This is a genomic window from Geobacillus stearothermophilus ATCC 12980 (assembly GCF_030369615.1).
GTDB lineage: Bacteria > Bacillota > Bacilli > Bacillales > Anoxybacillaceae > Geobacillus > Geobacillus stearothermophilus.
In genome coordinates this window covers 2,350,858-2,376,336 of record NZ_CP128494.1, presented here as the reverse complement: position 1 = coordinate 2,376,336, position 25,479 = coordinate 2,350,858, and the positions used below count along the sequence as shown (strand labels likewise).

General features: G+C 52.7%; 29 protein-coding genes and 3 pseudogenes. 26 read left to right on the top strand and 6 right to left on the bottom strand.

Going from position 1 to position 25,479, the window contains the following annotated elements; genetic code table 11:
• Positions 1 to 95: 95 nt before the first annotated feature.
• Positions 96 to 716 carry a DUF47 domain-containing protein gene (locus QSJ10_RS12940; RefSeq protein ID WP_033016305.1) on the top strand — a complete coding sequence of 207 codons (621 nt, stop codon included), beginning with the start codon at positions 96 to 98 and terminating at the stop codon, positions 714 to 716.
• Positions 717 to 733: 17 nt separating this feature from the next.
• On the top strand, positions 734 to 1,732 hold the full coding sequence (locus QSJ10_RS12935) for an inorganic phosphate transporter (protein WP_015375716.1): 999 nt from the start codon (positions 734 to 736) through the stop codon (positions 1,730 to 1,732).
• A 109-nt stretch (positions 1,733 to 1,841) separates the two neighbouring features.
• Here QSJ10_RS12935 and QSJ10_RS12930 read toward each other — a convergent pair whose 3' ends face one another.
• A complete protein-coding gene (locus tag QSJ10_RS12930) occupies positions 1,842 to 2,447 on the bottom strand; it encodes a biotin transporter BioY (protein ID WP_049624328.1) in 606 nt (201 codons plus the stop codon).
• A 174-nt stretch (positions 2,448 to 2,621) separates the two neighbouring features.
• Here QSJ10_RS12930 and QSJ10_RS12925 point away from each other — a divergent pair, with 174 nt between their 5' ends.
• The 3 genes and pseudogenes from QSJ10_RS12925 to QSJ10_RS15595 form a co-directional block, all read left to right on the top strand.
• Complete coding sequence (locus tag QSJ10_RS12925; RefSeq protein ID WP_230847101.1) at positions 2,622 to 2,897, top strand: hypothetical protein; 276 nt, start codon at positions 2,622 to 2,624, stop codon at positions 2,895 to 2,897.
• A gap of 415 nt (positions 2,898 to 3,312) precedes the next feature.
• The gene (locus QSJ10_RS12920; RefSeq protein WP_230847100.1) at positions 3,313 to 3,771 is read left to right on the top strand and encodes a hypothetical protein; all 459 of its coding nucleotides are present in this window, start codon (positions 3,313 to 3,315) and stop codon (positions 3,769 to 3,771) included.
• A 366-nt stretch (positions 3,772 to 4,137) separates the two neighbouring features.
• Positions 4,138 to 4,332 (top strand): annotated as a pseudogene (locus QSJ10_RS15595) (IS1634 family transposase N-terminal domain-related protein); the annotation flags it as partial.
• A 595-nt stretch (positions 4,333 to 4,927) separates the two neighbouring features.
• On the opposite strand, the gene QSJ10_RS12915 reads toward QSJ10_RS15595, so the two are convergent.
• Entirely contained in the window at positions 4,928 to 5,281 is a 354-nt protein-coding gene (locus QSJ10_RS12915; RefSeq protein WP_053532268.1) for a YuzC family spore coat inner layer protein, read from the bottom strand.
• On the opposite strand from QSJ10_RS12915, the gene QSJ10_RS12910 reads away from it, so the two are divergent.
• The 11 genes and pseudogenes from QSJ10_RS12910 (at position 5,280) to QSJ10_RS12860 (ending at position 13,051) form a co-directional block, all read left to right on the top strand.
• Positions 5,280 to 5,531 carry a hypothetical protein gene (locus QSJ10_RS12910; protein ID WP_044742683.1) on the top strand — a complete coding sequence of 84 codons (252 nt, stop codon included), beginning with the start codon at positions 5,280 to 5,282 and terminating at the stop codon, positions 5,529 to 5,531. The two genes, QSJ10_RS12915 and QSJ10_RS12910, sit on opposite strands and share 2 nt — an antisense overlap.
• A 146-nt stretch (positions 5,532 to 5,677) precedes the next feature.
• Positions 5,678 to 8,073, top strand: a pseudogene (locus QSJ10_RS12905) (Na+/H+ antiporter subunit A).
• Complete coding sequence (locus QSJ10_RS12900) at positions 8,066 to 8,482, top strand: Na(+)/H(+) antiporter subunit B (RefSeq protein ID WP_033016300.1); 417 nt, start codon at positions 8,066 to 8,068, stop codon at positions 8,480 to 8,482. The pseudogene QSJ10_RS12905 and the gene QSJ10_RS12900 overlap by 8 nt, the downstream one beginning before the upstream one ends.
• A complete protein-coding gene (locus tag QSJ10_RS12895; protein ID WP_033016299.1) occupies positions 8,483 to 8,824 on the top strand; it encodes a Na(+)/H(+) antiporter subunit C in 342 nt (113 codons plus the stop codon).
• Positions 8,817 to 10,289 (top strand): Na+/H+ antiporter subunit D, encoded by a 1,473-nt coding sequence (locus QSJ10_RS12890; RefSeq protein WP_053532266.1) that lies wholly within the window; start codon positions 8,817 to 8,819, stop codon positions 10,287 to 10,289. Before QSJ10_RS12895 ends, QSJ10_RS12890 begins: the two co-directional genes overlap by 8 nt.
• Positions 10,290 to 10,295: 6 nt before the next feature.
• Positions 10,296 to 10,772 (top strand): Na+/H+ antiporter subunit E, encoded by a 477-nt coding sequence (locus QSJ10_RS12885; RefSeq protein ID WP_033016295.1) that lies wholly within the window; start codon positions 10,296 to 10,298, stop codon positions 10,770 to 10,772.
• A complete protein-coding gene (locus tag QSJ10_RS12880) occupies positions 10,772 to 11,050 on the top strand; it encodes a Na(+)/H(+) antiporter subunit F1 (protein WP_375153659.1) in 279 nt (92 codons plus the stop codon). The genes QSJ10_RS12885 and QSJ10_RS12880 overlap by 1 nt, the downstream gene beginning before the upstream one ends.
• Before the next feature lie 10 nt (positions 11,051 to 11,060).
• Positions 11,061 to 11,396, top strand: a complete 336-nt coding sequence (gene mnhG / locus QSJ10_RS12875) for a monovalent cation/H(+) antiporter subunit G (RefSeq protein WP_049624271.1) — start codon at positions 11,061 to 11,063, stop codon at positions 11,394 to 11,396.
• 167 nt (positions 11,397 to 11,563) lie between these two features.
• On the top strand, positions 11,564 to 12,184 hold the full coding sequence (gene kapD, locus QSJ10_RS12870; RefSeq protein WP_053532265.1) for a 3'-5' exonuclease KapD: 621 nt from the start codon (positions 11,564 to 11,566) through the stop codon (positions 12,182 to 12,184).
• Between the two features lie 70 nt (positions 12,185 to 12,254).
• Entirely contained in the window at positions 12,255 to 12,470 is a 216-nt protein-coding gene (locus tag QSJ10_RS12865; protein ID WP_033010715.1) for a hypothetical protein, read from the top strand.
• A gap of 80 nt (positions 12,471 to 12,550) precedes the next feature.
• The gene (locus QSJ10_RS12860) at positions 12,551 to 13,051 is read left to right on the top strand and encodes a superoxide dismutase family protein (protein WP_412728504.1); all 501 of its coding nucleotides are present in this window, start codon (positions 12,551 to 12,553) and stop codon (positions 13,049 to 13,051) included.
• 245 nt (positions 13,052 to 13,296) lie between these two features.
• Here QSJ10_RS12860 and QSJ10_RS12855 read toward each other — a convergent pair whose 3' ends face one another.
• Positions 13,297 to 14,511: a MalY/PatB family protein gene (locus QSJ10_RS12855; protein ID WP_080997628.1), complete on the bottom strand. Its 1,215-nt coding sequence runs from the start codon at positions 14,509 to 14,511 to the stop codon at positions 13,297 to 13,299.
• Positions 14,512 to 14,594: 83 nt separating this feature from the next.
• Here QSJ10_RS12855 and QSJ10_RS12850 point away from each other — a divergent pair, with 83 nt between their 5' ends.
• From QSJ10_RS12850 to yugI, 4 genes are all read left to right on the top strand, one after another.
• Positions 14,595 to 14,858 carry a DUF1871 family protein gene (locus tag QSJ10_RS12850; protein WP_033016289.1) on the top strand — a complete coding sequence of 88 codons (264 nt, stop codon included), beginning with the start codon at positions 14,595 to 14,597 and terminating at the stop codon, positions 14,856 to 14,858.
• 50 nt (positions 14,859 to 14,908) lie between these two features.
• Positions 14,909 to 15,409, top strand: a complete 501-nt coding sequence (locus QSJ10_RS12845) for an Lrp/AsnC family transcriptional regulator (protein ID WP_033010737.1) — start codon at positions 14,909 to 14,911, stop codon at positions 15,407 to 15,409.
• Positions 15,406 to 16,578, top strand: a complete 1,173-nt coding sequence (locus QSJ10_RS12840; protein ID WP_033016287.1) for an aminotransferase — start codon at positions 15,406 to 15,408, stop codon at positions 16,576 to 16,578. Before QSJ10_RS12845 ends, QSJ10_RS12840 begins: the two co-directional genes overlap by 4 nt.
• Positions 16,579 to 16,926: 348 nt before the next feature.
• The gene (gene yugI / locus QSJ10_RS12835; RefSeq protein WP_053532264.1) at positions 16,927 to 17,286 is read left to right on the top strand and encodes a S1 domain-containing post-transcriptional regulator GSP13; all 360 of its coding nucleotides are present in this window, start codon (positions 16,927 to 16,929) and stop codon (positions 17,284 to 17,286) included.
• Positions 17,287 to 17,348: 62 nt separating this feature from the next.
• Here the strand turns inward: yugI and QSJ10_RS12830 are convergent, their stop codons facing one another.
• On the bottom strand, positions 17,349 to 17,582 hold the full coding sequence (locus QSJ10_RS12830; protein ID WP_033010722.1) for a DUF378 domain-containing protein: 234 nt from the start codon (positions 17,580 to 17,582) through the stop codon (positions 17,349 to 17,351).
• Between the two features lie 155 nt (positions 17,583 to 17,737).
• On the opposite strand from QSJ10_RS12830, the gene QSJ10_RS12825 reads away from it, so the two are divergent.
• The 3 genes and pseudogenes from QSJ10_RS12825 to QSJ10_RS12815 all read left to right on the top strand — a co-directional run bounded on the left by QSJ10_RS12825 (position 17,738) and on the right by QSJ10_RS12815 (position 21,575).
• Positions 17,738 to 18,901 (top strand): iron-containing alcohol dehydrogenase, encoded by a 1,164-nt coding sequence (locus tag QSJ10_RS12825; protein ID WP_033016284.1) that lies wholly within the window; start codon positions 17,738 to 17,740, stop codon positions 18,899 to 18,901.
• A gap of 675 nt (positions 18,902 to 19,576) precedes the next feature.
• A pseudogene (locus QSJ10_RS12820) lies at positions 19,577 to 20,925 on the top strand (glucose-6-phosphate isomerase).
• Positions 20,926 to 21,170: 245 nt separating this feature from the next.
• A complete protein-coding gene (locus QSJ10_RS12815) occupies positions 21,171 to 21,575 on the top strand; it encodes a YugN-like family protein (RefSeq protein ID WP_033016282.1) in 405 nt (134 codons plus the stop codon).
• On the opposite strand, the gene QSJ10_RS12810 is transcribed toward QSJ10_RS12815, so the two are convergent.
• Complete coding sequence (locus QSJ10_RS12810) at positions 21,572 to 22,567, bottom strand: potassium channel family protein (RefSeq protein ID WP_053532263.1); 996 nt, start codon at positions 22,565 to 22,567, stop codon at positions 21,572 to 21,574. The genes QSJ10_RS12815 and QSJ10_RS12810 overlap by 4 nt on opposite strands.
• A gap of 112 nt (positions 22,568 to 22,679) precedes the next feature.
• Between QSJ10_RS12810 and QSJ10_RS12805 the strand changes: the two genes are divergently transcribed.
• The 3 genes from QSJ10_RS12805 (at position 22,680) to QSJ10_RS12795 (ending at position 24,445) form a co-directional block, all read left to right on the top strand.
• A complete protein-coding gene (locus tag QSJ10_RS12805; protein WP_053532262.1) occupies positions 22,680 to 22,868 on the top strand; it encodes an H-type small acid-soluble spore protein in 189 nt (62 codons plus the stop codon).
• Positions 22,869 to 23,636: 768 nt separating this feature from the next.
• The gene (locus QSJ10_RS12800) at positions 23,637 to 24,137 is read left to right on the top strand and encodes a GNAT family N-acetyltransferase (protein WP_033010730.1); all 501 of its coding nucleotides are present in this window, start codon (positions 23,637 to 23,639) and stop codon (positions 24,135 to 24,137) included.
• Positions 24,138 to 24,193: 56 nt separating this feature from the next.
• Positions 24,194 to 24,445: a hypothetical protein gene (locus QSJ10_RS12795; RefSeq protein WP_033016279.1), complete on the top strand. Its 252-nt coding sequence runs from the start codon at positions 24,194 to 24,196 to the stop codon at positions 24,443 to 24,445.
• A 123-nt stretch (positions 24,446 to 24,568) separates the two neighbouring features.
• Here the strand turns inward: QSJ10_RS12795 and QSJ10_RS12790 are convergent, their stop codons facing one another.
• Positions 24,569 to 25,477, bottom strand: coding sequence for a thermonuclease family protein (locus QSJ10_RS12790; RefSeq protein ID WP_049624798.1), 909 nt, complete (start codon positions 25,475 to 25,477; stop codon positions 24,569 to 24,571).
• Positions 25,478 to 25,479: the final 2 nt, after the last annotated feature.

Here is a 25,479-nt window from a genome sequence, read left to right as displayed (position 1 = left end):
TGTGTAAAATTTTTGATTGTCTTATTGTAAATGCTGTGTAAATTACTACAATAAGTAGCGGTGATTTTCGATTTCTGAGATGGAGGGTGGTCTCAATGATCTTTTCCCCAAAAAAGGACGTTTTCTTCGACATGTTGTTTAAGATTTCGGAAAATGTCAAGGAAGCAGCCCAATACTTTGTTGAGTATAAAATCCGAGGCGTGAGCGACTTGAAAGAATTCGCCCGCGTCATGAAAGAGTATGAACGGAAAGGCGATTCGTTCATCCATGAGCTTGTCGTCCAATTGAACAAAACGTTCATTACGCCGATTGAACGGGAGGACATCCATCAGCTGGCGATGAAAATGGATGATGTGCTTGACGGGCTTGAACAATGCTCCGCCCGGTTTGAAATGTTCTCATTCACGGACATTGACGAACATATGGTGAAGTTCTTCGACTATATTTACCAAAGCACGATCGAAATCGTTCATGCGCTCGAACTGCTGTCGCACAAAAAGTTGCTTGACATGCGCCAGCACGCCATTAAAATCAAGGATTACGAAACGAAATGCGACGAAATTTTGCGCGCTTCGATCAAAAACTTGTTTGTGACGCAAAAAGACCCGATTAAGCTCATCCAATACAAAGAGCTTTACGAAATGTTGGAAGAGATTGCTGACAGCTGTGAAGATGTCGCGAATACGCTCGAGACGATCATTATGCGCAACGCGTAAAAGGGGACGTTGTTTTTATGGATATGATTTTAGTCTTGACGATATTCATTGTGGTTTTCGCGTTGGCGTTTGACTTTATTAACGGGTTCCACGATACCGCGAACGCCATTGCGACGTCGGTGTCGACGAGAGCGCTCACGCCGCGCCAAGCCATTATTTTGGCTGCAACGATGAACTTTATCGGCGCGCTCACCTTCACCGGTGTCGCGAAAACGATTACGAAAGACATTGTCGATCCATTCACCCTTGAGAACGGTTCTCTCGTCATTTTGGCAGCGCTGGTTGCTGCCATTGCCTGGAACTTAATTACGTGGTATTATGGCATTCCGAGCAGCTCGTCGCATGCACTCATCGGTTCGGTCGCTGGGGCAGCCATTTCCGCCGCTGGCTGGGATGTAATCCACTACCAAGGTTTTCTTAAAATTTTGGAATCATTGATTATTTCTCCATTTTTGGCGATGGGTGTTGGGTTTGTCATTATGAGTTTGTTTCGTTTCTTATTTAAAGACGCCAATTTAACAAGAACAACCAAAGGGTTTCGTCTATTTCAAGTTGTAACGGCTGCATTGCAGGCGTATACGCATGGAACGAATGACGCCCAAAAAACGATGGGCATCATTACGATGGCGCTGATCGCTGCCGAAATGCACCACTCAGATGTCGTGCCGGAATGGGTGCGCATTTCTGCCGCCTTAGCCATGGGATTGGGGACGGCTGTCGGCGGATGGAAGATCATCAAAACGGTCGGTGGAAAAATTATGAAAATCCGCCCTGTCAATGGGGCGGCAGCGGACTTATCCTCGGCGCTCGTCATTTTTTCCGCCACGTTGTTGCATTTGCCAGTCAGTACGACGCACGTCATTTCCTCGGCCATCATGGGGGTCGGCGCCGCCCAACGGGTGAAAGGCGTCAAATGGGGCGTCGCCCGCCGCATTGTGCTGACATGGATCATCACCTTGCCAGTGTCAGCGTTGATTGCTGGGTTTGTGTACCAGGTTCTCCGTTTATTTTTCTAACGAATGAAAGAGGGTGTCCCAACAGATCGGGACACCCTTTCTTATTGTTTTTCCTATGTTGTGTTTTGTTTAAGGAAAATTTCCCTTTTGGGTCAGACTCTTTTCGTGTTTAGGCCGCCGAACGGTCCGCGGCGGAGGAGCGTCCGATCGCCCGGCAAATCCTTGGGGCGATCAAGCCGGCGACGATCGACAACAAAATGTCTTTCGGCAGCGGGGCAAGCATCCAGCCCCACACCATGCCGTACGAAAGCCCTTCCGGCGCTTCCGCCCATAGTTTGTACGCCATGTACATCCAGTTCGTGCCGATGACATAGTTGATGACCATGCCAACGAGTGCGGCGGTGACGAAACGAGCTTTTGACGCCGGCTGCGGGCCGCGGTTGATGACCCATCCGGTCGCATAAGCGGCAACGATAAACGAAAGAATGAAGCCAAATGTCGGTTGGAAAATCATCGACAGTCCGCCGTTGAATTTAGCAAACACCGGCACACCGGCGAGGCCGACGAGCATGTACACAATCATCGCCACCGCACCGAGCCGCCGCCCGAGCACCGCTCCGGCCAAGACGCAGAAAAACGTCTGCAGCGTAATGGGAACACCGCCGACGACAAGAAACGGCGCCCACGACGTAATGTTCGCCCCGATCGCCATCAAGGCGACGAACATGGCGGCGAGCGTCATGTCAATCGGTCGAAGCGAAGTCCGTCGCTCCATATGTAAACCTCCTTTTTTTGTTCGTTAACAAAATCGTACCGAACAATCGCTAGGCTGTCAATTCTCTTTTTTCGGCGGATGATAAAGCGGCTTGGGGGGATGATAAAGAAAAAACGACTCCTCGAGCGCTTCATGTGGACAACGCGGCGAGGAGCGTGAAAAGAGGTCTTGTCAATGGATCGGTTCGTGCCGGATGAGGAGCTGAAACGGGCGAGCAAAATCGGAGCGAACGAAGACATCATTCATACGAGCAAAAATGACGAGGGCTACGATTTGCGCACCCGGCGGAAATCGGGGCTCGGCAGCCGACGGATGAAAACGGCAATGCGTGAAAGAAGGGGCGCGGATGGACGGATAAGAAAATCGTCTTGGTCCGGAAAGATCGAGCGAAAAAAGAGGAAGATGGCCGTCTCCCCATCGTGTTCCCTTAGAGTGGTTTCGTCGTTCTGATAAAATGCTGCGGGCTCGAATGCTGTACTCGCTTTTCAGTGTTTTTTCGGCATGAAAGGAATAGCAGGAAACGAATGGATTGATTTTTATGAATAAATGCCTATTTTTGATATGGTAATAAAGTTCCTTTTTTTTATTTACAGTAAAATTTTAATTGTAAATATATAGTTGTTTTACCATAACATGTTCTTGTTAAACGATTGAGAATGAGGGGGTGGTGAAAAAAGGTGGTAAACTAAATTATTTTAGAATCAAAAAGTACTGGATTTGGTTTCTTTTTTATTAAATCACGAGCCTTCTAGAAAGACGTTGATATGATACAAAAGAAAGTCAAAAACGGGTTCTTCTTCATGGAATTGATTAAGGAGTTGAAATTATTATTAATTCCTCTAACAGTATGATTACACCTGAAAAAATGATCATTGCGAAGAAAGTGATTGATTCAGAATTATTGAATACATCACATGCTTTTATTTTAAACAGCAACCAAGTGAAGCCTCAAGTGATCCCTAACCCAGGAGATGGAACGGTTATCGGAACTAGATATTATTCTTTTGATAACGATACCGCTAAATTTGTAAGCAGTGTATTAAAAACAGGATTAACTGCTATCGCTACATTAGCTGGATATACGTTTGGTCCTGGAGCGGCAACAACCATTGCTTCGATTTGTACATTGGCAGGGGAATATATTAATCTAAAACCATACTGGACAACAGTGAAAATCATACGATATTACAGTGATTATTATGATCAGTATATATATGACGCGTATCACTTTGTCTATAGCGACAGCAAGCGCACCAATCTGAAAAAAGTATTTATTTCCGACGATATGATCAAAACGACGGGCAATGTATTGGATACATTCTGATAGAAGGAGAATCTATTGTCCATGAATCGAAAAAAAGATTTGTCTTAGCTCTCGCCGTGCTGATGGTCATATTCTTTTTCGTCTACATGTTTGAAGAACAAGTGCTGCGCTTTTTAGACTATAAGGTGGTCAAGATGACGATGTTGATTTCGTTGATCACGATCATTGTCGGGGATCTCATTTATCGACCTAGGTGAGCCCGAGTTCGACAGCTTTGAGGTCATTTTAGGCAAATGGAAATGACCAAAATGCTGTTATATCAAGGGTTTCGTAATGCGGATCCTAGAAAAAAACGCTGAATTTCATAGGCACACGATTTATTATTTTTTTCTTTTAAAAATAAAGTTTATAAGTTGTAATATAGGCATGTATATACGACGAGTCACACGCAAAAACAAGGATGGAACAACCGTTGCTTATCTCCAGCTTGCTCACAATGAATGGGATCCAAAGGCCAAATAGGCGAAAGCGAAGGTGATGGATTCGTTCGGGCGCGAAGATGAAGTGGATCGCGCCGTCTTGGAACGTCTGGCCAAAAGCATTTCGCGATTCCTTTCTCCGAACTCATGAATCGTGGCCGAACGTAAGAGACGAATGTGAGCGTCTTATGCTTGGACATTTTTCTTCCAAAAACGGCGGCCTTTCTCAGCGAGCCGAACTGACGGCCAAACAAGCGCAACTCTTTGCGGCTCTAGGGTTGGAACCTCCTCCGAAGATCCTAGGCATCCATCCTCGCGCCTAGATACACGCCCAAAGTGTGCTCAAATGCCTCCCGTCCCTTTTGTATCAAGGGTTGAGAGGCATTTTGTTTGCCTAGTCACTGTCGAACTCGGGGTGAGCGGATGCGCAAAGTGAATGGAAGGGGACGCCGGGCGTTGGGTGCCCGGCAAGTTTGTTTAGGCGCCAGACGGCGATGAGACGATCGCTGTCTTTTTTTTTTGGTTCACGAAGGTCGGCGGCGAGAACCGTTTTGGTGTGAAAGGAGCTTCTGGCCCAGCAAGGCTCAAACGACAACACCGCTTCCAGCGCCGTGCATCGTCTGGAAACGGCGCTATCGCATCAGGTGCGGCCGACGTGAACGGATGTTGGCAGCCGCCAAAGCAGGGAATGTGAAGAGCGAACGCCGCTTGCTGATTGCGCGTTGCGATGGCGAAGGCTATACGTGAAATGGAGGAAACACGTTCCAACGCAAGCCGATGGCAAGCTGGCAGCACGGGAACGATCCAGGCGGCGGCGACAGCGTCAGGCGGATGCCGTCGGGATTAAAATACACTTCAGTTTGCGAGCGGATGCCGAGCGAGCGGATGAGGCGCTTCACTTCCTCCGTTTTTCCTTCTTGGGCGGCGGACATGATCGTGGCGGCAAACGAGCGCGATTCGGCCAGCCTTTTTAAAATGACTCCAGCATCGTTCATGAGCGTCTGGGCGGTGGCAGCCGATTGGGAGAAGATGGCGGGGTTGACCGACGGGTACGGCCTTGCCCATGCCGCAGGGGGCAGGAAATAAACCATGGGCTTGCTCCTCCTTTTCTGCGTGATTACTACTTATTTATACTCGTTGCGCTGTAAGCCGGTGCCATGGAAGACCGGTGAAAAAGGCTGTCGCGCCCCAATCAGCGGCATTTCACCGAAAAAGAAAACGGGATTCACCATGCTTTTTAATGCAAAAAGCGGCTGGGACCAGCAGCATGTTTCACTAAATCACCTGCTCGATCGAAACGATGCGATTGGCGATTGGCAGCGTAAGGGGAAACTTTTTTAGGAATTTTTCGTATACAGATAGGCGGCGAAAGTCTGGCTTGATTTTCAGCAGACCGTTGTGCCGACAGAGGCGGGAGTTTATGATACAATACGAAGTAGGATAAGCGGGGCGATGTGAGGGGAAACAATAGGGAAGGAGGATGGTTCATGTTAAACTTGGCAATTGTCTCACCACTGATTTATGCTTTATTCGTTCCGTTTTTGTATAAATATGTGCGTTCGATTCATACCGGATGGTTTGTGCTCCCACTACCGGTCTTATTGTTTTTATATTTTATTCAACATCTCCCTCTTACCCCCTACGGACAAACGATCCCTTGGATTCCGTCTCTAGGAATGGATTTTCAAGTCTATATGGATGGGTTAGGGCTACTCTTTTCGTTGCTAATCACAGGGATCGGTTCTCTTGTCGTGCTGTATTCGACTTACTATTTGCCAAAGGAAAAGGAAAAACTCGGCCACTTTTACGTGTATTTGCTTTTGTTTATGGGAGCGATGCTTGGCGTCGTTCTTTCGGACAACGCAATGGCGCTCTATCTATTTTGGGAATTGACATCGTTTTCATCCTTTTTATTGATTGGCTACTGGAATGAGCGTGAACGCTCGCGGTATGGGGCGCAAAAATCGATGCTCATCACCGTGCTTGGCGGGTTGTCTTTGCTTGGAGGATTTTTATTGCTTTCGGTCATGAGTGGAGGGTCGTACAGTATTCGCGATTGGATGGCTATGGCGGATGCGTGGCCGCAACATCCGTTATTTTTTCCGGCGATGCTCTTGATTTTGCTTGGCGCGTTTACCAAATCCGCGCAGTTTCCGTTTTACATTTGGCTTCCGGACGCGATGGAAGCGCCGACGCCGGTCAGCGCGTATTTGCATTCGGCCACCATGGTGAAAGCCGGCATTTATTTAGTGGCTCGCTTCACTCCGATTTTTGCTGTTTCTTCGCTATGGGTTTGGTTGGTGATGGGCATTGGAATGGCGACGCTTTGTTGGGCATCGTTTCATGCCGCTCGCCAAACAGATTTGAAAGGATTGCTCGCCTATTCGACGGTGAGCCAGCTCGGGTTGATTATGTCGCTGCTTGGCGCTGGAGCGCTGGCTTTTCATGGCGATCCGGGCGATCGTCGTTTATATATGGCGGCCGTGGTGGCAGCAGTGTTTCACTTAATCAACCATGCGACGTTTAAAGGAAGCTTGTTTATGGTTGCCGGCATTGTCGATCATGAGACCGGGACGCGGGATATCCGGCGTCTTGGCGGGCTGCTCAGCGTTATGCCCGTCACGTTTACCGTTGCGGTCATCGGTTCATTGTCGATGGCAGGTGTGCCTCCGTTTAACGGATTTTTAAGCAAAGAAATGTTTTTTGCGGCCATGGTGCAGGTGGCGAACGCCCATTTGTTTTCGCTTGATGTCTGGGGGATCTTGTTTCCGGTGCTCGCTTGGGTGGGGAGCGTGTTCACCTTTTTGTACAGCCTTCTTTTTGTTGGGAAAACGTTTCTTGGCGCTCCGAGGCCTTCGGAATGGCCGAAACGGCCGCATGAAGCCCCGGTGGGGATGCTTGTGGCGCCGGTGGTGCTGGCCGTCCTTGTCATCGGTTTTGGACTGTTTCCGAATGTGTTGTCCAACACGGTGATTGCTCCGGCGGTGGATGCTGTTGTTAACGGCTTGTTCCGTCGGGAAGGGCTTTCCGTGCACATTAGTCATTGGCACGGAGGACGGCCGAAGTGTGGATGACGATCGGAGTGATTGTCCTTGGCGTGTTGCTATATCGGAAGTTTGATTCATGGAGGCGCGTGTACGGCGCGTTTTCGCAGCGGCTTTCACTGAATCACTTATATGACACGGTCGTGCGGCAGATGGAAGAGCAGTCGTATTCGCTGACAAGCCGTTACATGACCGGGTATGTTCGGACGTATTTCTTGTATATTTTGTCCGTAATGATCGTGCTGCTTGTCGCAACGATTGTTTTGAAAGTAGATGGAAGGCTCTCGCTAAGCCATTTAGCGGAAGTGGGCATCCATGAACTGATATTGGCGTTGGTCGCCTTGATCGGAACAGCGACGACTGTGGCGGCCAAATCACGTCTTGTTGCGATTATCGCGTTAGGTTCGGTCGGCTATACGGTTTCCCTTTTCTTTGTGTTGTTCCGGGCGCCTGACTTGGCATTGACCCAGCTTGTCATTGAAACGATTTCTGTTTCGCTGTTTTTGCTTTGCTTTTATCATTTGCCGAAGCTCAGCCGCCATGAGAAAGGCGTTCGATTCCGGCTTGGGAACGCTCTTATTTCGCTTGGCGTCGGCGCGTTGGTCAGCGTGATCGCCTTGTTGGCGTACAGTGAGAAAAACTTTGCATCGATCGCTCAATACCATATTGAAAACGCGTATGAAAAAGCGGCTGGAAAAAATATTGTCAACGTCATCTTAGTTGACTTCCGCGGATTTGATACACTTTTTGAAATTTGTGTGCTGGCGATCGCGGCACTCGGCATTTACGCTTTAGTGAAGCTGAAAGCTCCGAAAGGGGAGAGCGGCAAATATGAATGAGCTCATTTTGCGGACGGTAACGGCCGTTGTCACGTTTATGATCATTTTATTTGGGATTCAGCTTTTTTTCGCCGGCCACTATTACCCGGGCGGCGGATTCATTGCCGGTCTCGTTACCGCCGGCGCCATCATTTTGCTGCTGCTGGCGTTTGACATCAAAACCGTCCGGTCGATGATCTCGGTTTCGTATCGCACGCTCATTGGTGTCGGGCTGCTGTTTGCCTTAGGAACAGGTCTTGGCGGCTTATTATTCGATGTCCCGTTTTTAACGCACGCCCATGGCCATGTCATGCTGCCGCTGCTTGGGGATGTTTCGCTCCATACGGCCGTCTTGTTTGACTTAGGAGTCTATTTGGTCGTTGTCGGGGTGACCATGACGATTATCGAAACGATAGGAGAGGATGAATAAATGGAAGTCGTCATGATTATTGTCATCGGCTGTTTGTTTGCCGGCGCTACGTACTTAATGTTAAGCAAAAGTTTGCTTCGGATCATTATCGGCACGGGATTGTTAAGCCATGGAGCGCACTTGCTGTTATTGACGATGGGAGGATTGAAAAAAGGAGCGCCGCCGCTGCTTGACGTGCAGGCGGAACACTATGTCGATCCTGTTCCGCAGGCGCTGATTTTGACGGCGATTGTCATTAGCTTTGGTGTCACGGCGTTTTTGCTCGTTTTGGCGTATCGTTCTTATCAGGAGATCGGGACGGACAATATTGAACAGATGAGGGGAAAGGAAGACCATGACTAATGCAGTAATTTTTCCGATTGCGATTCCATTGACGACAGCGGTCATCTTGATGTTTTGTGTGAAATCATTGAAAGCGCAAAAAATGATTTCCCTCGTGTCAGCAGGGGTGCTCATCGCTGCGGGCGCTTGGCTTGTGCGCCTTGTCGACCATGAAGGGATGCAGAAGCTGGACGTTGGAAACTGGCCGGCACCGTTTGGGATTACGCTCGTCTCTGACATGCTTACAGCGCTCCTGGTGTTGACAACGAGCATGATCGCGTTCGCTTGCCTCCTGTATTCATTTTTCACGATTGATTCGAAACAGGCGTCTATGTACTACTATGTTTTTTTTCAGTTTCTCATTGTCGGAGTGAACGGGGCGTTTACCACAGGGGATATTTTTAATTTATTCGTGTTTTATGAAGTGATGCTTATGTCATCGTATGCGCTTCTCGTTCATGGCGGCACGAAAATCCAGCTTCAGGAAACGATGAAATATATGGTGATCAATGTGTTTTCATCAGCGTTGTTTGTCATCGCCGTCGGCTATTTGTACGCCGTGACCGGCACATTGAATATGGCGCACTTAGCTGTACGGATTTCTCAAGCAGACAACACTGCTGTATTGACGGTCATTTGCTTGCTTTTTCTCATTGTCTTTGGGTTAAAGGGGGCGTTGTTTCCGTTTTATGTTTGGATGCCGGGGGCTTATTCCGCTCCGCCGTCAGCTGTGCTTGCGTTGTTTGGCGGCTTGTTGACAAAAGTCGGTGTGTATTCGATCTTGCGCACTTTCACGCTCATTTTCCGTCAAGATGTCGGCTATACGCATACGATTTTAGCGTGGTTGGCGATCGCGACCGTTGTATTTGGCGTCATTGGCGCCGTGGCTTACCGCGATATGCGGCAAATCGCCATTTATAACATTGTGGCGGCCATCGGTGTGATGGCGTTTGGCATTTCTTTAATGACAGAAGAAAGTATGGAAGGCACGATCTTTTACTTGCTGCAAGACATGGTCATGAAAACGGCGCTCTTTTTCATTATCGGGGCGATTGCGTATGTCGCGGGAACGAATCAACTCGGGCGGTTCAGCGGACTGCTCGGTTCGTATCCACTGCTTAGCTGGACCGTATTCCTTTCCGCTCTTGCGCTAAGCGGCATTCCTCCGTTCAGCGGGTTTATCGGAAAAGCGCTCATTATTCGGACGGCGTTTGAAAAAGGACAGCTTCTGTTTGCGCTGGTTGTGTTATTATCCAGCTTGCTTGTGCTTTATTCGGTGATGAAAATTTTTATTCAATCTTGTTGGGGAGAAGCGCGCGGGTATGAGCAAAAACGAGTCGCCCCGCTGTATGTGCCGATTGTCGCGCTTCTTTCCTTGGCCGTTTTATACGGCGTCGGGGCCGAATTTGTTCGTCCATATATCGCTCAGGCGGCGGCGACGTTGGCGGATCCGTCAATATATATTGAGTCCGTGCTGAAGGAGTAGAGGCAAATGGCGCAACAATTGCTGATCAATGTGATATTGGCATTCGTTTGGATGTTTCTTGCTGATTCGTTTAGCGGATCATCGTTTGTCATTGGATATCTTCTTGGTTTCGGCATCATTTTTGTGCTGCGAAGATATTTCTCGACGACGTTTTATGCCGTACCGTTGTTTGTGATTGGAAAGCTGGCGCTCATTTTCATCAAAGAGTTGTTGTTGGCCAACTGGGCTGTTTTGAAGATTGTTCTTTCCCCGTCGCTGGACATGAAACCTTGCATTTTCGCTCTTCCTCTTGAGGTGAGAAGGAACTGGGAAATTACGCTGTTGTCGAGCTTGATTACATTGACGCCCGGAACGTTTGTGATCGACGTCTCTGATGATAAGAAAGAGATTTATATTCATACGATTGATGCTCCGGATGTGGATGAAGTCATCCGACAAATCAAGACATCATTTGAAAAAACGATTTTGGAGGTGAGCCGGTGATGGTGGTGTTCAATGTCGCGCTGACGTTGTTGTCGCTTGCTGTCATCTGCTTTCTGTATCGGGTTGTCAAGGGCCCGACTGTGGCGGACCGGGTCATTGCGCTTGATGCGATTGGGATTTGTCTGGCAGGCATTGTGGCGGTGCTGTCCATCATATTGGAGACGAGCGTGTTTTTAGAAATTATTTTGCTGATTGGAATTTTGGCATTTCTTGGCACGGTGGCGTTTGCTAAGTTTTTGCAAAAGGGGGTTGTGATTGAACGTGACGGAAATCATTGATGGGGTGATCATGTTGCTCGTCATGGTTGGCGCGCTGTTAACGTTGATTTCGGCCATCGGCGCCCTCCGCCTCCCTGACGTCTATACGAGAAGCCATGCCATTAGCAAAAGCACTACTCTAGGGATGATTTTTATCTTAATGGGGACGTTATTTTACTTTTGGTTGAAGCACGATCATTTCAATTCCCGTTTGTTGTTGGCTATTGTCTTTCTTTTTTTAACATCTCCGGTGTCAGCTCATTTGATTAGCCGTGCGGCGTACTACTCCGGCGTTCGCCCGTGGGAAGGGACGGTTCGCGATGATTTAGCCGAACGGAGAGAACGTATAACGAAAAGCGCAAAGTAGAGAAGAAATAGCGGGATGTCCTTTGGGTTTCTCCAGACCACTCCGCTTTCACGGCATCCGCCTCTTTTTCGCCCTTTTCTGAAAAAAGAAATAAACAATGGCTTCTACGTGATATAATAATAAGTAAGACCCATTACGGCTGTATGGAAGAAAGGGGGGAAGCGGCGATGGATGACCCGCAATATTTGTTTCTCGATTTCGAATTTACGATGCCGGAGACGAAAACGAATCCGAGCGGGTTTTGCCCGGAAATTATCGAAGTCGGCCTTGTTGCGGTTGTTGAGGAGCAAATCGTGAGCCAATTTTCCTCCTATGTGAAACCGCTCCGTTTTCCGCAACTCACCGACCGGTGCAAATCGTTCCTCAACATCACCCAAGCGCAAATTGATGGCGGCATGAGCTTTTTTGATCTCGTTTCCTTGCTCCGGCGGTATGACCGAGAGCGCCTGACGACCGTCATTACATGGGGCGGCATGGACATGAAAGTGCTCCGGGAAAACTGTCAGTCGGCGCAAGTCGCATTTCCATTCACCGGCGAACACCGCGATTTGGCTTTGGAGTATAAACGGTTTTTCGGCAACAAAAACCAAACCGCCTTGCGCAAAGCGGTGCAAGAGTATGGAAACGAAGCAGTTGGAAAAGCCCATTGTGCGCTCGATGATGCGTTTACCGCCTACACGATCTTCCGGCTCATCGAAAACGACAAAAAGTATTTGGCGAAGACGAAGCCGCCGACGCTCGGCGAGCGGATCGATTTCACCCAGCTGAGGAAAAAGTTTGCGTTATAGCCGGCTGCGTTGGCAGCGGCTTTTTTATGCTATAATGATAGATGATTTTACGGCAGAAAGGTTGTTTGCGATGTGGCCATGGGTGTTGAACTTGTTTTTGTACTTTCCGGAAGACAAGCGTGAATACATTCCGGCGGCGATTTCCTTTGCCGTCTTTTTCTTGATGGCGGTGTTTACCATGCGGCTCATCGTCGTCATTTCCCGGCGTCAGGAGAAGGAGGCGAAGCAGCTGGAAGAACAGCTGCTCGGCAAACAGGACAGACAAAAACAGCCGCCGCATGTATAAACCGGCGCTTTCCCGGCAATAATGGCGGATAACGGATGTGAAGCTGGGGGGAGTTTGTGTTGCGTGGATCATATGCGATCATGTCCGCCGTGCTGCTCGTGTTGTCCGGCTGCGGGCAAGATGAAGGAACGAGCCGGACGGTGGAGATGATCAATGCGGACGGCGATCGGATCGGTACGGTGGAATTGACGGAGCAAGCCGAAGGAGTGCGGTTGAAGCTCGATTTGGAAGGGCTCCCGCCGGGGGAGCACGCCATTCATATTCATGAAAAAGGAAGTTGCCAGCCGCCTGATTTTCAGTCGGCGGGCGGGCATTACAACCCGGACGGGAAAAAGCACGGCCTTCTCCATCCGGAAGGGGCGCACGCCGGCGATTTGCCGAACATCATTGTGAAGGAGGACGGCACGGTCAACGTCGAGCTGATGGCGCCGAATGTGACGCTCCGGGGAGGGGAAAAAGGGACGCTCTTGACGAAAGACGGAACATCGATCGTCATTCACGCCAAGAAAGACGACGGCATGACCCAGCCGGCCGGCGACGCCGGCGGGCGGATCGCCTGCGGGGAAATCAAGTCGTCATGAAACAGGGGCTCGCGTGCGGGCCCCTGTTTCACGTTGCCGGGACAGCTCTTCGCATGGCAAATGCGCGAAAGCGACGGTTGCACGGCCTCTGCGGCACATGGTTGGCAGAACAGAGAACGGGAAGGAACGATCGTTTGGCTTCCTTTTCCTTTTTGATTGACATGGATAGAGGGATCTCGCAATGGATTTGGTGCTGTTTCGTTTCCGTTTCGCCATTCGCTTGGCCGCACTTCTTTGGCGCAAAGCTAGCCTAGCGCCGCCCCCAGCCGCCGCAGCCCTTCTTCGAGCGTCGGGCGTGGGCAGGCGGCGTTTAAGCGGATGAAGCCGGCGCCTTCGGGACCGAATTTGCTGCCGAATTCAACAGCCAGTTTTCCACTTTCCAACAGCCGCCGTTTCAGCTCCTCCTCGGAAAGGCCGAGGCCGCGGCAGTCGATCCAGATGAGATACGTTGCCTGCGGCCGGATGAGGTGAAGCGCCGGCAGACGGTCGGCCAAATAGGCGGCGGCCGCCTCGATGTTTTCCTGCAAGTAGGCAAGCAAGGCGTCGAGCCACGACCCGCCGCATCGGTACGCGGCCTCCGCCCCGACAACGGCGAACGCATTCAACGTAAAAAAGCCGTGACGCTGCTGGATGCGGCGGAACGCCCGGCGCCGCGAATCGTCGGGAATGACCGCTTCGGCCGCCTGCAAGCCGGCCAGGTTGAACGTTTTCGTCGGCGCGCGGAATGTGGCGCTTTGCGCCGCAAACTCGGGACGAAGCGCGGCGAACGGCACATGCTGGTGCGGCGGAAGCGTCAAATCGGCGTGAATTTCGTCCGATAAGACGAAGACGCCGTGTTTGAGGCACAGCTCCCCGAGCCGCTCGAGCTCGGCGGCCGTCCACGATTTGCCTCCGGGATTGTGCGGATGGCAAAGGATGAGCAGCTTTGCCCCGGGTAGTTTGGCTTCCAAGTCGTTCCAGTCGATGACGTAGTTCTCTTCCGCCAGCCGGAGCGGGCTGAATATGAGCGTGCGTCCGTGGCGGCGGACGAGATCAAACAGCGGCCGATAGACGGGCGAGAACACGACGACGCCATCCCCCGGCTCCGAAAACGCCTCAATGGCAGCGGCGACCGCCGGCACAACGCCAGGGGCAAACACGAGCCAAGACGGATCGATCGTCCAGTCATGACGGCGTTCAAGCCATTGGCACACCGCTTCTTTGAGTGAATCGGGAATGACGGTGTAGCCAAACACGCCGTGTTCAACCCGCCGCTGCAGCGCTTCCTGCACTTCGGGCGGCGCCGGAAAATCCATATCGGCGACCCACATCGGCCAGACGTCTTCATGCCCGAATACGCGCTTTGTATCATCCCATTTCACGGACAGCGTGCCCCGGCGGTCAATCACGCGGTCGAACAGGGACGCGGCCGTGCCTTCCCCGTTTTGGGCATGGCTTTTTCCCTCATCGGACGGAAACATTGTTGCATCTTCTCCCTTCTTTTTTTCGAATCGATGGCTTATAATTGGTTATATCATAGCAGCAAGAAAGGTGGATGGACAGCATGGACGGACAGCAGTTGAACCGGCTGCTTCTTGAGACCATCGGCGCCTGGGACCCGTTCGGCCTCGGAAACGGCGCCTACGAGGTGGAAGCGGTCGACGTTCTTCAGGCGGTGTACGATACGGATGATCCCCGCACGCTGGCCGCCCGTATTCAGTCCATATATGAATTCGCGTTTGACAAAACGATTCCTGCCCGCGACTGTCAAAAACTCGCCCGCCGGCTTCTCAAACTGAAACACGCCGCATCTTGTTCGCTCCCGTGACGGCATCCAGCGGCCGGCTTGCGGAAATGGATGAAAGGGAGGAAGACAAAGTGAAACTGAGTGAAAAAGAACTAGAAATTGTAAAAATATTAGAAAAAGATGCGCGTACGCCGCTTGATATGTTGGCGAAAATGGTCGGCCTGCCAGTTGCGGAAACGGAGGCACTCGTCAAAAAGCTGGAAGAGGCGAAAGTGATCGTCCAATATACCGCGCTCGTCGACTGGCGGAAGGTGGACGGTCATGAAGGGGTGACGGCGATGATCGATGTGAAAGTGACCCCGAAGCGCGGTGTCGGCTTTGACGAGGTGGCGGAGCGCATTTACCGCTTTCCGGAAGTGACATCCGTCTATTTGATGTCCGGCGCCTACGACTTGTCGGTCGTCATTGAAGGGCGGTCGATGTCAGAAATTGCCCAGTTTGTATCGGAAAAGTTGTCGACGCTCGATTCTGTCATTTCAACGACGACCCATTTCATTTTGAAAAAATACAAACATGACGGCATCGTCTTTGGTCAAGGAGATCAAGATCGCCGCATCGTGGTGTCGCCATGAAGCCGCAAATGCGAAACACATACGTGTCGAAGACGGTCGCCGCCTTGAAGCCGTCCGGCATCCGCCGCTTTTTCGATCTCGCTTCCGGCATGGAGGGTGTCATTTCGCTCGGCGTCGGCGAACCGGATTTTGTCACGTCCTGGAGCGTCCGCGAAGCGAGCATTTTGTCGCTTGAGCAAGGCTATACGTCCTATACCCCAAACGCCGGGCTTTTGGAGCTCCGCCAAGAGATCGCAGCCTATTTGCGCCGCAAGTTTCACGTTGACTACCGGCCGGAGACGGAAATTTTGGTGACGGTCGGGGCGAGCCAGGCGATCGATTTGGCGCTGAGGGCGATTCTCGACCCGGGCGATGAAGTGATCGTCGTCGAGCCAAGCTTCGTGGCGTATGAGCCGCTTGTCGTGCTTGCCGGCGGGACGCCGGTGGCGGTGCAGACAACGGGCGCAGACGGGTTTCAACTCCATGTGGCGCAGCTGGAGCAGGCGCTCACCGCGCGGACGAAAGCGATCATCATTTGCTCGCCGAACAACCCGACCGGTACGGTTCTCCGTCCGGCTGAACTTGAAGCGCTCGCCCGCCTGGCGAAAGAGCACGATTTGCTTGTCATCGCCGACGAAATTTACGCCGAACTGACGTATGACGGCGGCTATATGAGCATGGCCGCCGTCAGCGGCATGCGCGAGCGGACGATTTTGATTTCCGGGTTTTCGAAAGGGTTCGCGATGACCGGCTGGCGGCTCGGATTTGCTGCGGCGCCGGAAGACATTTTGCAGGCGATGTTGAAAATCCATCAGTATGCGATCATGTGCGCGCCGACGATGGCGCAATACGGGGCGCTTGAGGCGCTTCGCAGCGGGGAGCGCGATGTCGCCGAGATGCGCAGCAGCTACCGGCGGCGGCGCAATTATTTCGTGTCGTCGCTCAATGAAATCGGCTTGCCATGCCATATGCCAGGTGGCGCGTTTTACGCGTTTCCATCCATTCGGCATACCGGCATGACGTCAGAGCAGTTCGCCGAGCGGCTGCTCATCGAAGAAAAAGTGGCGGTCGTCCCCGGCAGCGTCTTTGGCCAAAGCGGAGAAGGACATGTTCGCTGTTCGTACGCGTCGTCGCTTGAACAGCTGCAGGAAGCCGTCAAACGAATAAAACGGTTTTTGGCGCGTTTGTAGCCGGCGGCCAAGGCGCCCACGCGGAAGCGGGGCGCCTTTTTCCGTTTTCGCATGCACACGCCCTCATCCATACGGAGCGGTAATGGCGGCTTGGTTCGGAACCGCTGTTTGCGCCGGCTTTTTCTTGACGCCTATACGCGCGAAAGAGCGGCAAGGACACGACCGGGGGGCGGCCGGTTTAGGAAAAAATCCATCGGGTCGGCAGTTGGCGGCGAGCCGCGCGCCACGGAGCAAGCACATTCGTGCAAGAAAAACAATCGCTTGGGCCTATCCCCTCATTTTTGGGTTTTGCCTTCCCCTTATGTTATAATACAGAAACGATGAAATTCACCAATAGGAGTGTTTTGCTTGCCAACGATCAAACGAGGATCCATTGTGAAAGGGAAGGTGACAGGTATTCAGCCGTACGGCGCGTTCGTCCAGCTTGAGGGCGGCATGCAGGGGCTCATCCATATTTCCGAGATTTCGCACCGATTTGTCAAAGATGTGCGCGATTATGTCAATGTCGGCGATGACGTGACCGTCAAAGTGCTTGGTGTCGACTGGAAGATGAAGCGGGCGAGCTTGTCCTTGAAGGCGCTTGAACCAGGCGCGGAGAAGCGCCAGGCGCGCATCAAAATGCCGCTTGAGCCGGGATTCCGCTCGCTAAAAGAAAAGCTGCGTGAATGGATCGAGCAGTCGAAGAAGGAAGATTTGCCAAAACAATAAAACACTCACCGCCAAGCGGTGAGTGTCCGGTTTCGCCCGCAAACTGCGGTGTCCCGCCCCGTTCAGGTGCGGGTCGGTTTCGGTTCAGTGCGCTCGAGCTCTTCGGCCGGTTTGAACAACAACGCCAGGTTGATCAAGCCGGCGATGCCGACAAGGCTGTAAATGATGCGCGACCAAACGGCGTCCTGGCCGCCGAAAATGGCGGCAACCAAATCAAATTGAAAAAACCCGATTAGTCCCCAGTTTATCGCGCCAATGATCGTCAATAACAAGGCGATCCGCTGCCACGCTCCCATCGTGTCCACCTCCTTTGGGCAAGATCTTTCATTCGCTTATAGAATGAATCATAGCGGTTGAAAATATGCACGGCTGCTTTGGAAAGCAATCGGCTTTACAACGATGGCCGCGGCCGCCATAATAGAAGCCATAGAAGCCAAAGGAGGGAAACGAGATGAAACCGTTTACATTCCGCAACCCGACGAAACTCATTTTCGGGAAGGGGCAAATTGAACAGCTGAGGCAGGAAGTGCCGCGCTACGGCAAAAAGGTGCTGCTTGTCTACGGCGGCGGCAGCATCAAACGAAACGGATTGTATGATGAAGTGATGGCCATCTTGGCCGGCATTGGCGCCGACGTTGTTGAGCTGCCGGGCGTCGAACCGAATCCCCGCGTCTCGACCGTCCGGAAAGGGGTTGATCTTTGCCGGAAGGAAGGGGTTGAGTTTTTGCTCGCTGTCGGCGGCGGCAGCGTGATTGACTGCACGAAGGCGATCGCGGCCGGGGTGAAATTTGACGGCGATCCGTGGGAATTCATCACAAAAAAAGCGGTCGTCACCGACGCGTTGCCGTTTGGCGTGATTTTGACGCTGGCAGCGACAGGGTCGGAGATGAATGCTGGTTCGGTCATTACGAACTGGGAGACGAAAGAAAAATACGGCTGGGGCAGCCCGGTGACGTTTCCGCAGTTTTCGATTTTGGATCCGACCTATACAATAACGGTCCCGAAAGAACATACGGTGTACGGGATCGTCGATATGATGTCGCACGTGTTTGAGCAATATTTCCACCACACGCCGAACACGCCGCTTCAGGACCGGATGTGCGAAGCGGTGCTCAACACGGTCATTGAGGCGGCGCCGAAGCTGGTCAATGACCTGGAAAACTACGAGCTGCGCGAAACGATCATGTACTCGGGCACGATCGCCTTAAACGGATTCCTGCAAATGGGCGTGCGCGGCGACTGGGCGACGCACAACATTGAGCACGCCGTTTCCGCGGTGTATGACATTCCGCACGGCGGGGGATTGGCGATTTTGTTTCCGAACTGGATGAAGCATGTTTTGGATGAAAACGTCAGCCGCTTCGCCCAGCTTGCGGTGCGCGTCTTCGGAGTTGATCCGGCCGGAAAAGCGGAGCGCGATGTGGCGCTTGAAGGCATCGAGCGGCTGCGGGCGTTTTGGTCAAGCCTTGGGGCGCCGTCGCGGTTGATGGACTACGGCATTGGCGACGAGCAGCTCGAACTGATGGCGGATAAAGCCATGGCGTTCGGCGAGTTCGGCCATTTCAAAAAGCTGAACCGTGACGATGTGCTCGCCATTTTGCGCGCGTCGCTTTAACATCTTTCTCACTTCGAAACGAAGTGAAAGTAGGAGATGAATGTCGGTTGGCGTTAGCCAACGAATAGGATAAAATATGGTCCGAACCGACATCTTCGGAACGAAGGGAAGCGTAAAGGGTTCTTGTGTGTGGCTTGCTGTTCGGTGGACACGCACAAGTCGCTTGAAGCCCCCACCTCTAAGCGAAGCGTAGGTGGTGGGTCGTTTACTGGAAAAGCGGGGGCTCTCCAAGATGAAGCGGTTTTGCAACAGCCAGCCGGCGGCTTTAGGCCAAAGCTGGCTGTTTGCTGTCCGTCCCCGGCAAGGCTGGCGATGGAAGAGAAAAGCTGCCGTCATGACCGTGTTCAAAGCAGGAAATGTTGTTTTTCTCGCCGCTCCGGCATCGTCGGTTTGGCGGGCATGGCTGTGTTGCCCGGCTTTCTAGGAGTCGGAAAAGGGTCGGAAAAGGCAGCCAAAACGCACTTTCACAAGCGGCTCCCTTTGCCATTGCCTCTTCGTTTGTGGCAGAATTCTCAATTGGGCGAAACCGCCGTTGTTCGTCGGCTTTCGTCCGAAAACACGCAGCGAAAATTGTCGGAATTGAATCCGTTTGCAAACGCGGACTGCGGCTTGATTTCCCCCGTCTATTCCGCTAAAGTGAAAGAAGGAAATGAACATGAAAGGGAGGCGGAATGGATGACCCATATTCGGTTCGATTATTCGAAAGCGCTCGCCTTTTTTGGCGAACATGAGCTTACATACTTGCGCGATGCGGTGAAAGTCGCGCATCATTCTCTTCACGAAAAAACCGAACCGGGAACGACTTTTTAGGCTGGCTTGACTGGCCGGTCGACTATGACAAAGACGAATTCGCCCGCATCAAGGAGGCGGCGAAAAAGATTCAATCAGACTCCGATGTCCTTCTTGTGATCGGCATCGGCGGCTCGTATCTTGGCGCGCGCGCGGCGATTGAGATGCTGCATCATTCGTTTTACAACGCCTTGCCGAAAGAGAAGCGGAAAACGCCGCAAATCATTTTTGTCGGCAACAACATCAGCTCGACGTACATGAAAGACGTCATCGATTTCTTGGAAGGAAAAGACTTCTCGATCAACGTCATTTCCAAATCGGGGACGACGACCGAGCCGGCGATCGCGTTCCGTATTTTCCGCAAACTGCTCGAGGATAAATACGGCAAAGAGGAAGCGCGCCGCCGCATTTATGCGACGACGGACAGCAAGCGCGGCGCGTTAAGAACGCTCGCCAACGAGGAAGGGTATGAAACGTTTGTCATTCCGGATGACATTGGCGGCCGCTATTCGGTGTTGACCGCGGTCGGGCTATTGCCGATTGCTGCCAGCGGCGCGGACATCGACGCGATGATGGAAGGCGCGGCGAAAGCGCGCAGCGATTTCAGTTCCTCGGAGCTTGAGGACAACGCCGCCTACCAATACGCCGCCATCCGCAACATTTTGTACAACAAAGGGAAAACGATCGAACTGCTTGTGAACTACGAACCGGCGCTGCACTACTTCGCCGAATGGTGGAAGCAATTGTTTGGCGAAAGCGAAGGGAAAGACCAAAAAGGGATTTACCCGGCGTCGGCCGACTTTTCGACCGACTTGCATTCGCTCGGCCAATACATTCAAGAAGGGCGCCGCGATTTGTTTGAAACGGTGCTGAAGCTAGAAGAACCGCGCCATGAATTAGTCATCGAAGCGGAAGACAGCGACCTTGACGGACTCAACTATTTGGCGGGAAAAACGGTCGATTTCGTCAACACGAAAGCGTTCGAAGGGACGCTGCTCGCCCATACGGACGGCGGCGTGCCGAACTTGGTCATCACCTTGCCGAAACTGGATGAGTACACGTTTGGCTATCTCGTCTACTTCTTTGAGAAAGCGTGCGCTATGAGCGGCTACTTGCTCGGGGTGAATCCATTTGACCAACCGGGAGTGGAAGCATACAAAAAGAACATGTTCGCCCTCTTGGGCAAGCCGGGGTATGAGCAGCTGAAAGAAGAGCTGGAAAAACGGCTGAAATGACAACGCGGCTCACCGCTGTCCGCCATGCTGCGACGCGTCCCAAACGGCCAAAAAAACGCCTCTTCCCTTTTGCGAGGGAAGAGGCGTTTTTTTGGCCTGACCCCGTTGTGAACCAGCCGTTTGGCTGCTTAGCGCCCGGGCGCGGCTATATCGCCCCCTGCCGTTTTTCACCAGGCGTCTGAAGTCGCCGCGGTCAAATAATCCCCATCAAACGGGAAACGATAAAAAAGAAGGAGGGGTTGTCTATGATTGAACTTCCGTCGCGTTTGGAAGGGAAGCAATTTCAGCTGTACCATTTGGAAGAGCAATTAAAACCACTCGGTTATGTGATCGGCGGCGGCTGGGATTACGATCACGGGTATTTTGACTACAAAATCGCCGACGACTTAGGTTACCAGTTTTTGCGCGTGCCGTTTCGGGCAGTCGACGGGCAGCTTGATTCGCATGGCACGACGGTGGAGCTTGGGCGGCCGTTTTTGCTTGCGCATAAATATCAACAAGGAATTGATGATTTCGCCGATGTGGGCAATGTGGGGGCGACGTTCAACCAGTTTGCCGAACCGCAAGACCCGGATGCGACCGTTCCCGAGCGGTATATTTCCGTCGGTAAAGCGCTCGTTCAAGAGTTGGAGCGCCGCCTGCTCGATTAAGGAACGATCGCGAACAGGCGGTCTCCTTCTTCAATGAGGCGCTGCGGCGAAACGGAAACGGTCCGGTTGTCGGCGCAGACGACGGCAAGCGCGGTGATGTGGCGCCCAAGCAGCCGTTGCTGCACGTCATGAAACGTCTGTCCGATGCATTCGGCATCCGGCTCAAGCAAGGAGAGCGTCTGCGTGCCCGAGCGGCTGAGCATCGCCGTAAGCGCGCCGGCGACGCCCGGGGAGCGGAGGCTGGCGGCCATGGCGAAACTCGCCAGCAAGTTCGTCTCAATCACCTCGTCGGCGCCGGCGCGGAAGGCGTTTGCGACGTTGCGCGCCGTTAAGATTTCGACGATGGCGTACACCGACGGGTTGAGGCTTTTGGCTGCCAGCAGCGTCACGATCGCGTCTTTGTCCGCTTCTGCCTCGGCTTTGTGCGGATTCGCAGTAATGAGCAAAAACCGCGCTTTTTGAATGTTTGCCTTCTCCAACACCGCATCATCGCCGGCCGACCCTTTAATGAAATGAACGGGAACATCAGGGAGCGGGTGGGACGGCACGGTTGCGTCGATCAGCACAAAACGGAGCGACGGCTCGCGCCGGGCGAGGCGAAGCAGCACTTCTCGCGCCCGTTCGTTCCAGCCGACCACGATGGCGTGATCCTGGTCCCGATACTCAAAGCGCCCGCTTGTGCGCGCCGTTGCTTGGGTGGCGGCCGCCGCGGAGACGGAAGCGAAATAGGCGGTGAGAATACCGGTGCCCAGTGCGATGAGCACGATGGCCGCTATCTTTCCAGCGACTGTTTTGGGCACGATGTCGCCGTAGCCGATCGTGGCCGCGGTCACAATCGCCCACCAAATGCCGTCAAACACGGTGCGGAACGTCTCCGGTTCAATGAGGCGCATGAGCGCGCCAAACAGCACAATCGTGGCGCTCGCAGCGGCGAACAAACGGATGATGGCCGGCCAGCGCCAGTATGCGAACAACACATCCCTCGTTTTCATCGCATTCCCTCTCTCGGATTTTTCTCCCTTTAGTGTGGACCATTTTTGCATAATCATTCCTATTCCCTCGCATACTAGGAAACGGAGCACGACGGAAAGGGGGAAAGCGGCGATGGAGATGAACCGCGTCAAACAAATCGTTTCGTCGCCCGCTGATATTCTGGTCTATTACAACGGGGTATCGGTCTGGATCGACGCGTATGACGAAGAACGGCAAATGGCGACCGTCCATTTGCGCGACGGCCGGCTCAATGAGCGCCTGGATGTGCCGGTCGCCGAGCTGACTGAGGAGCGCGAATGACCCACAGGACGGGCGCGAAACCGCTGACGAACCAATTCGCTGGCAACGGCAAGGTTACGGACGAAATGTCTGTAACCTTATTTTATTGGCCCCGCTGTTCGGCGGTTGCCCCGGTGTTTTTTTAATTTCTTGATATATGACTGTCCGGTCGGTAACATACAGTCATGACTAATTGGTCAACAGTTGGAAATATCGAAAGGAGAGAGAACGGGTGGGGAACGTCATTCGATTTTCATCCTATTTCGCGCAGGAGACTCCCACTTCAACGACCAAAGGGAGTAAGTGGGAGAGGAATGCGCGTTCCCCTTTTCTTTTGTGTATGATATAATAAAGGCGTGGGGAAAACCGTTTAATAAAGGCACTCCAATAACTGCTACTCGATGTATGGAGTTGGTTACAGGAAACGTTGTAACCGTAAAACATCGAGCGTAGATCCGTCTGTTGTGTGTGGAAGCCAAGTACTGCCAACAGACACACCGAGAGAATCGGTAACGATGCAGGCATGACCTGCGTCGTTGGGTAGTTGTCAACCTGCCCTGATGCAACCCCAAGTCAAGGAAGGAGGACGAAGTCTGTTTGCACTTCTGGGGAGTTGCAAGCCCCCACTTCAAGCGTTAGCGAAGTGGGGGTAGTTGACGTTGTTCCCCTTTCTTTGTTTGTACATACGTTTTGATTATACTCCCCGCTTGTTTCGTTTTTGGAAACGAAATGCGCTGCAAAAAAAGCGGCTTTGGACGCAAAAGAGAAATCGAAAAGGGGAGATTTCAGATGGAACAATGGGTGATCCGCGATGCGACGGCGGCTGATTTGCCGCACATCGTCCGCATTTACAACGAAACGATCCCAAGCCGAATGGTGACAGCGGATTTGGAACCGGTGTCGGTGGAAAGCCGAAAGGCGTGGTTTGAAGCGCATGATCCTCACCATCGGCCGCTTTGGGTGGTGGAAGATGGCGGCGATATTTGTGCCTGGCTCAGTTTCCAATCGTTTTACGGCCGCCCGGCGTACCGCCATACGGCGGAGGTGAGCATTTATATTGCCGAATCGCACCGCGGTCAAGGATTGGGGACGAAGTTGCTGAAGCAAGCGGTCGACAAGGCGCCAGCGCTTGAAATAAAGACGCTGCTCGGCTTTATTTTTGCGCATAATGAACCAAGTTTACGGCTTTTCTCCCGCTTCGGATTTGAACGGTGGGGATATTTTCCGCGCGTGGCGGAACTGGATGGGGTGGAACGCGATTTGGTCATCGTCGGCAAACGGCTTGTATAGAATGGCGTCCGATGGGGCACGGATAATCATGACAATGCCAAGAAAGAGGGAATGACATGAACGTTATGCCGATTCGGCTGTTTACGATTCAAGACGGCGAAGGATTTGTCGCCGACGCCTTTCAATGCCCGGTGACCGGCAATTTGATTTATAAATCGTCCGGCACGCCGTCTGTCATCGCGTACACCGATCTCACAGACTGGCAAATTGCGCGTTTGGAGGAATACGGATTCCGCCGGCTCGAGGCGGCGTCCGGGCGAACGGCCGCCCACGAAGGCGGCATTGAAGAACTGCTCCCGAAACAATAGCAGCGGGTTGTCCTGCAGCCCGCACCAAAACAGCCTGTCCGCACCGGACAGGCTGTTTCATTGGCAGGGCGTCAAGATGCGGGCAGCCGGGCGTTTCGAGCTGCCATCATCCGCCCGCACCGGTCATGTCCCCCGGCGGACGAACCAATAGAGCGCGGCCGCCGCCAGCAAACCAAGCAACGCATAAACAACGGGATGACCCGCGCGGTCTTTCGGCGCCGCCTCTTGATCGGAAGCAGACGGTTGATCGGCGGCCGGGCTGCCAGCGGACTTCTCGTTTGACGGCGTGTTGCCATCAGGCGGATGGTCCGCCCCGTTTGGCGTTGGCTTTTCATCCGCCGCTCCCCTTCCGTACATGCCCGTCCCCGTCCGTTTTGCCTCGTTCAACGCGGCGCGGACACGGTCTTCGTATTTGTAATCGCCATAGTCATAAAAGTCTTCCACCAATCCCGCTTTGGCAATCTCCTCTTGCAACAGGCGACCGTCCACCCACACCCAAGCGAGCAGCCGCTGGTATTTGTCGAACAACGTATTCCCGTCTGTTTCAAGCACAATGTCCCCTTTTTGCAGGCGGGAGCACGTGAACTGGCTCGCTTCTTTTCCATATGGCTCGACTTCGATCGTGCTTTCCGGGGTGTCAATGAACAAAAAGCGGGTTGTATACACATGGCCGTTCACACGGAATTTGGCCGTGTCACCGTCCACGCACCCTACCAATGCCGCTTTGTATGTCCGGCCCAGCCGCAGCGAAGCATCGCCCTCTTTTCCCCCGAGCGCATGGCCGTCGAGGTCAATGCGGTCAGGAGTGAGGTTTCGCTTGCATCGTTCATTGCCGTTGTATTTCTGAATAAGTTGGACAAGCTCTTCTTTCGTTTTCGCCTGTTTCGCGAGCGCAGTCGGTTCATGCAGCAAGTACGTGCAGTCGCTGTTGCGAAAATGTCCGCCCAATTCATCTAGTTCGCCACGATGGGCGGCTGCATATATCGGGGCCATCAGCACCAAACAAACGATCATGATCATCATTCGCTTCATCG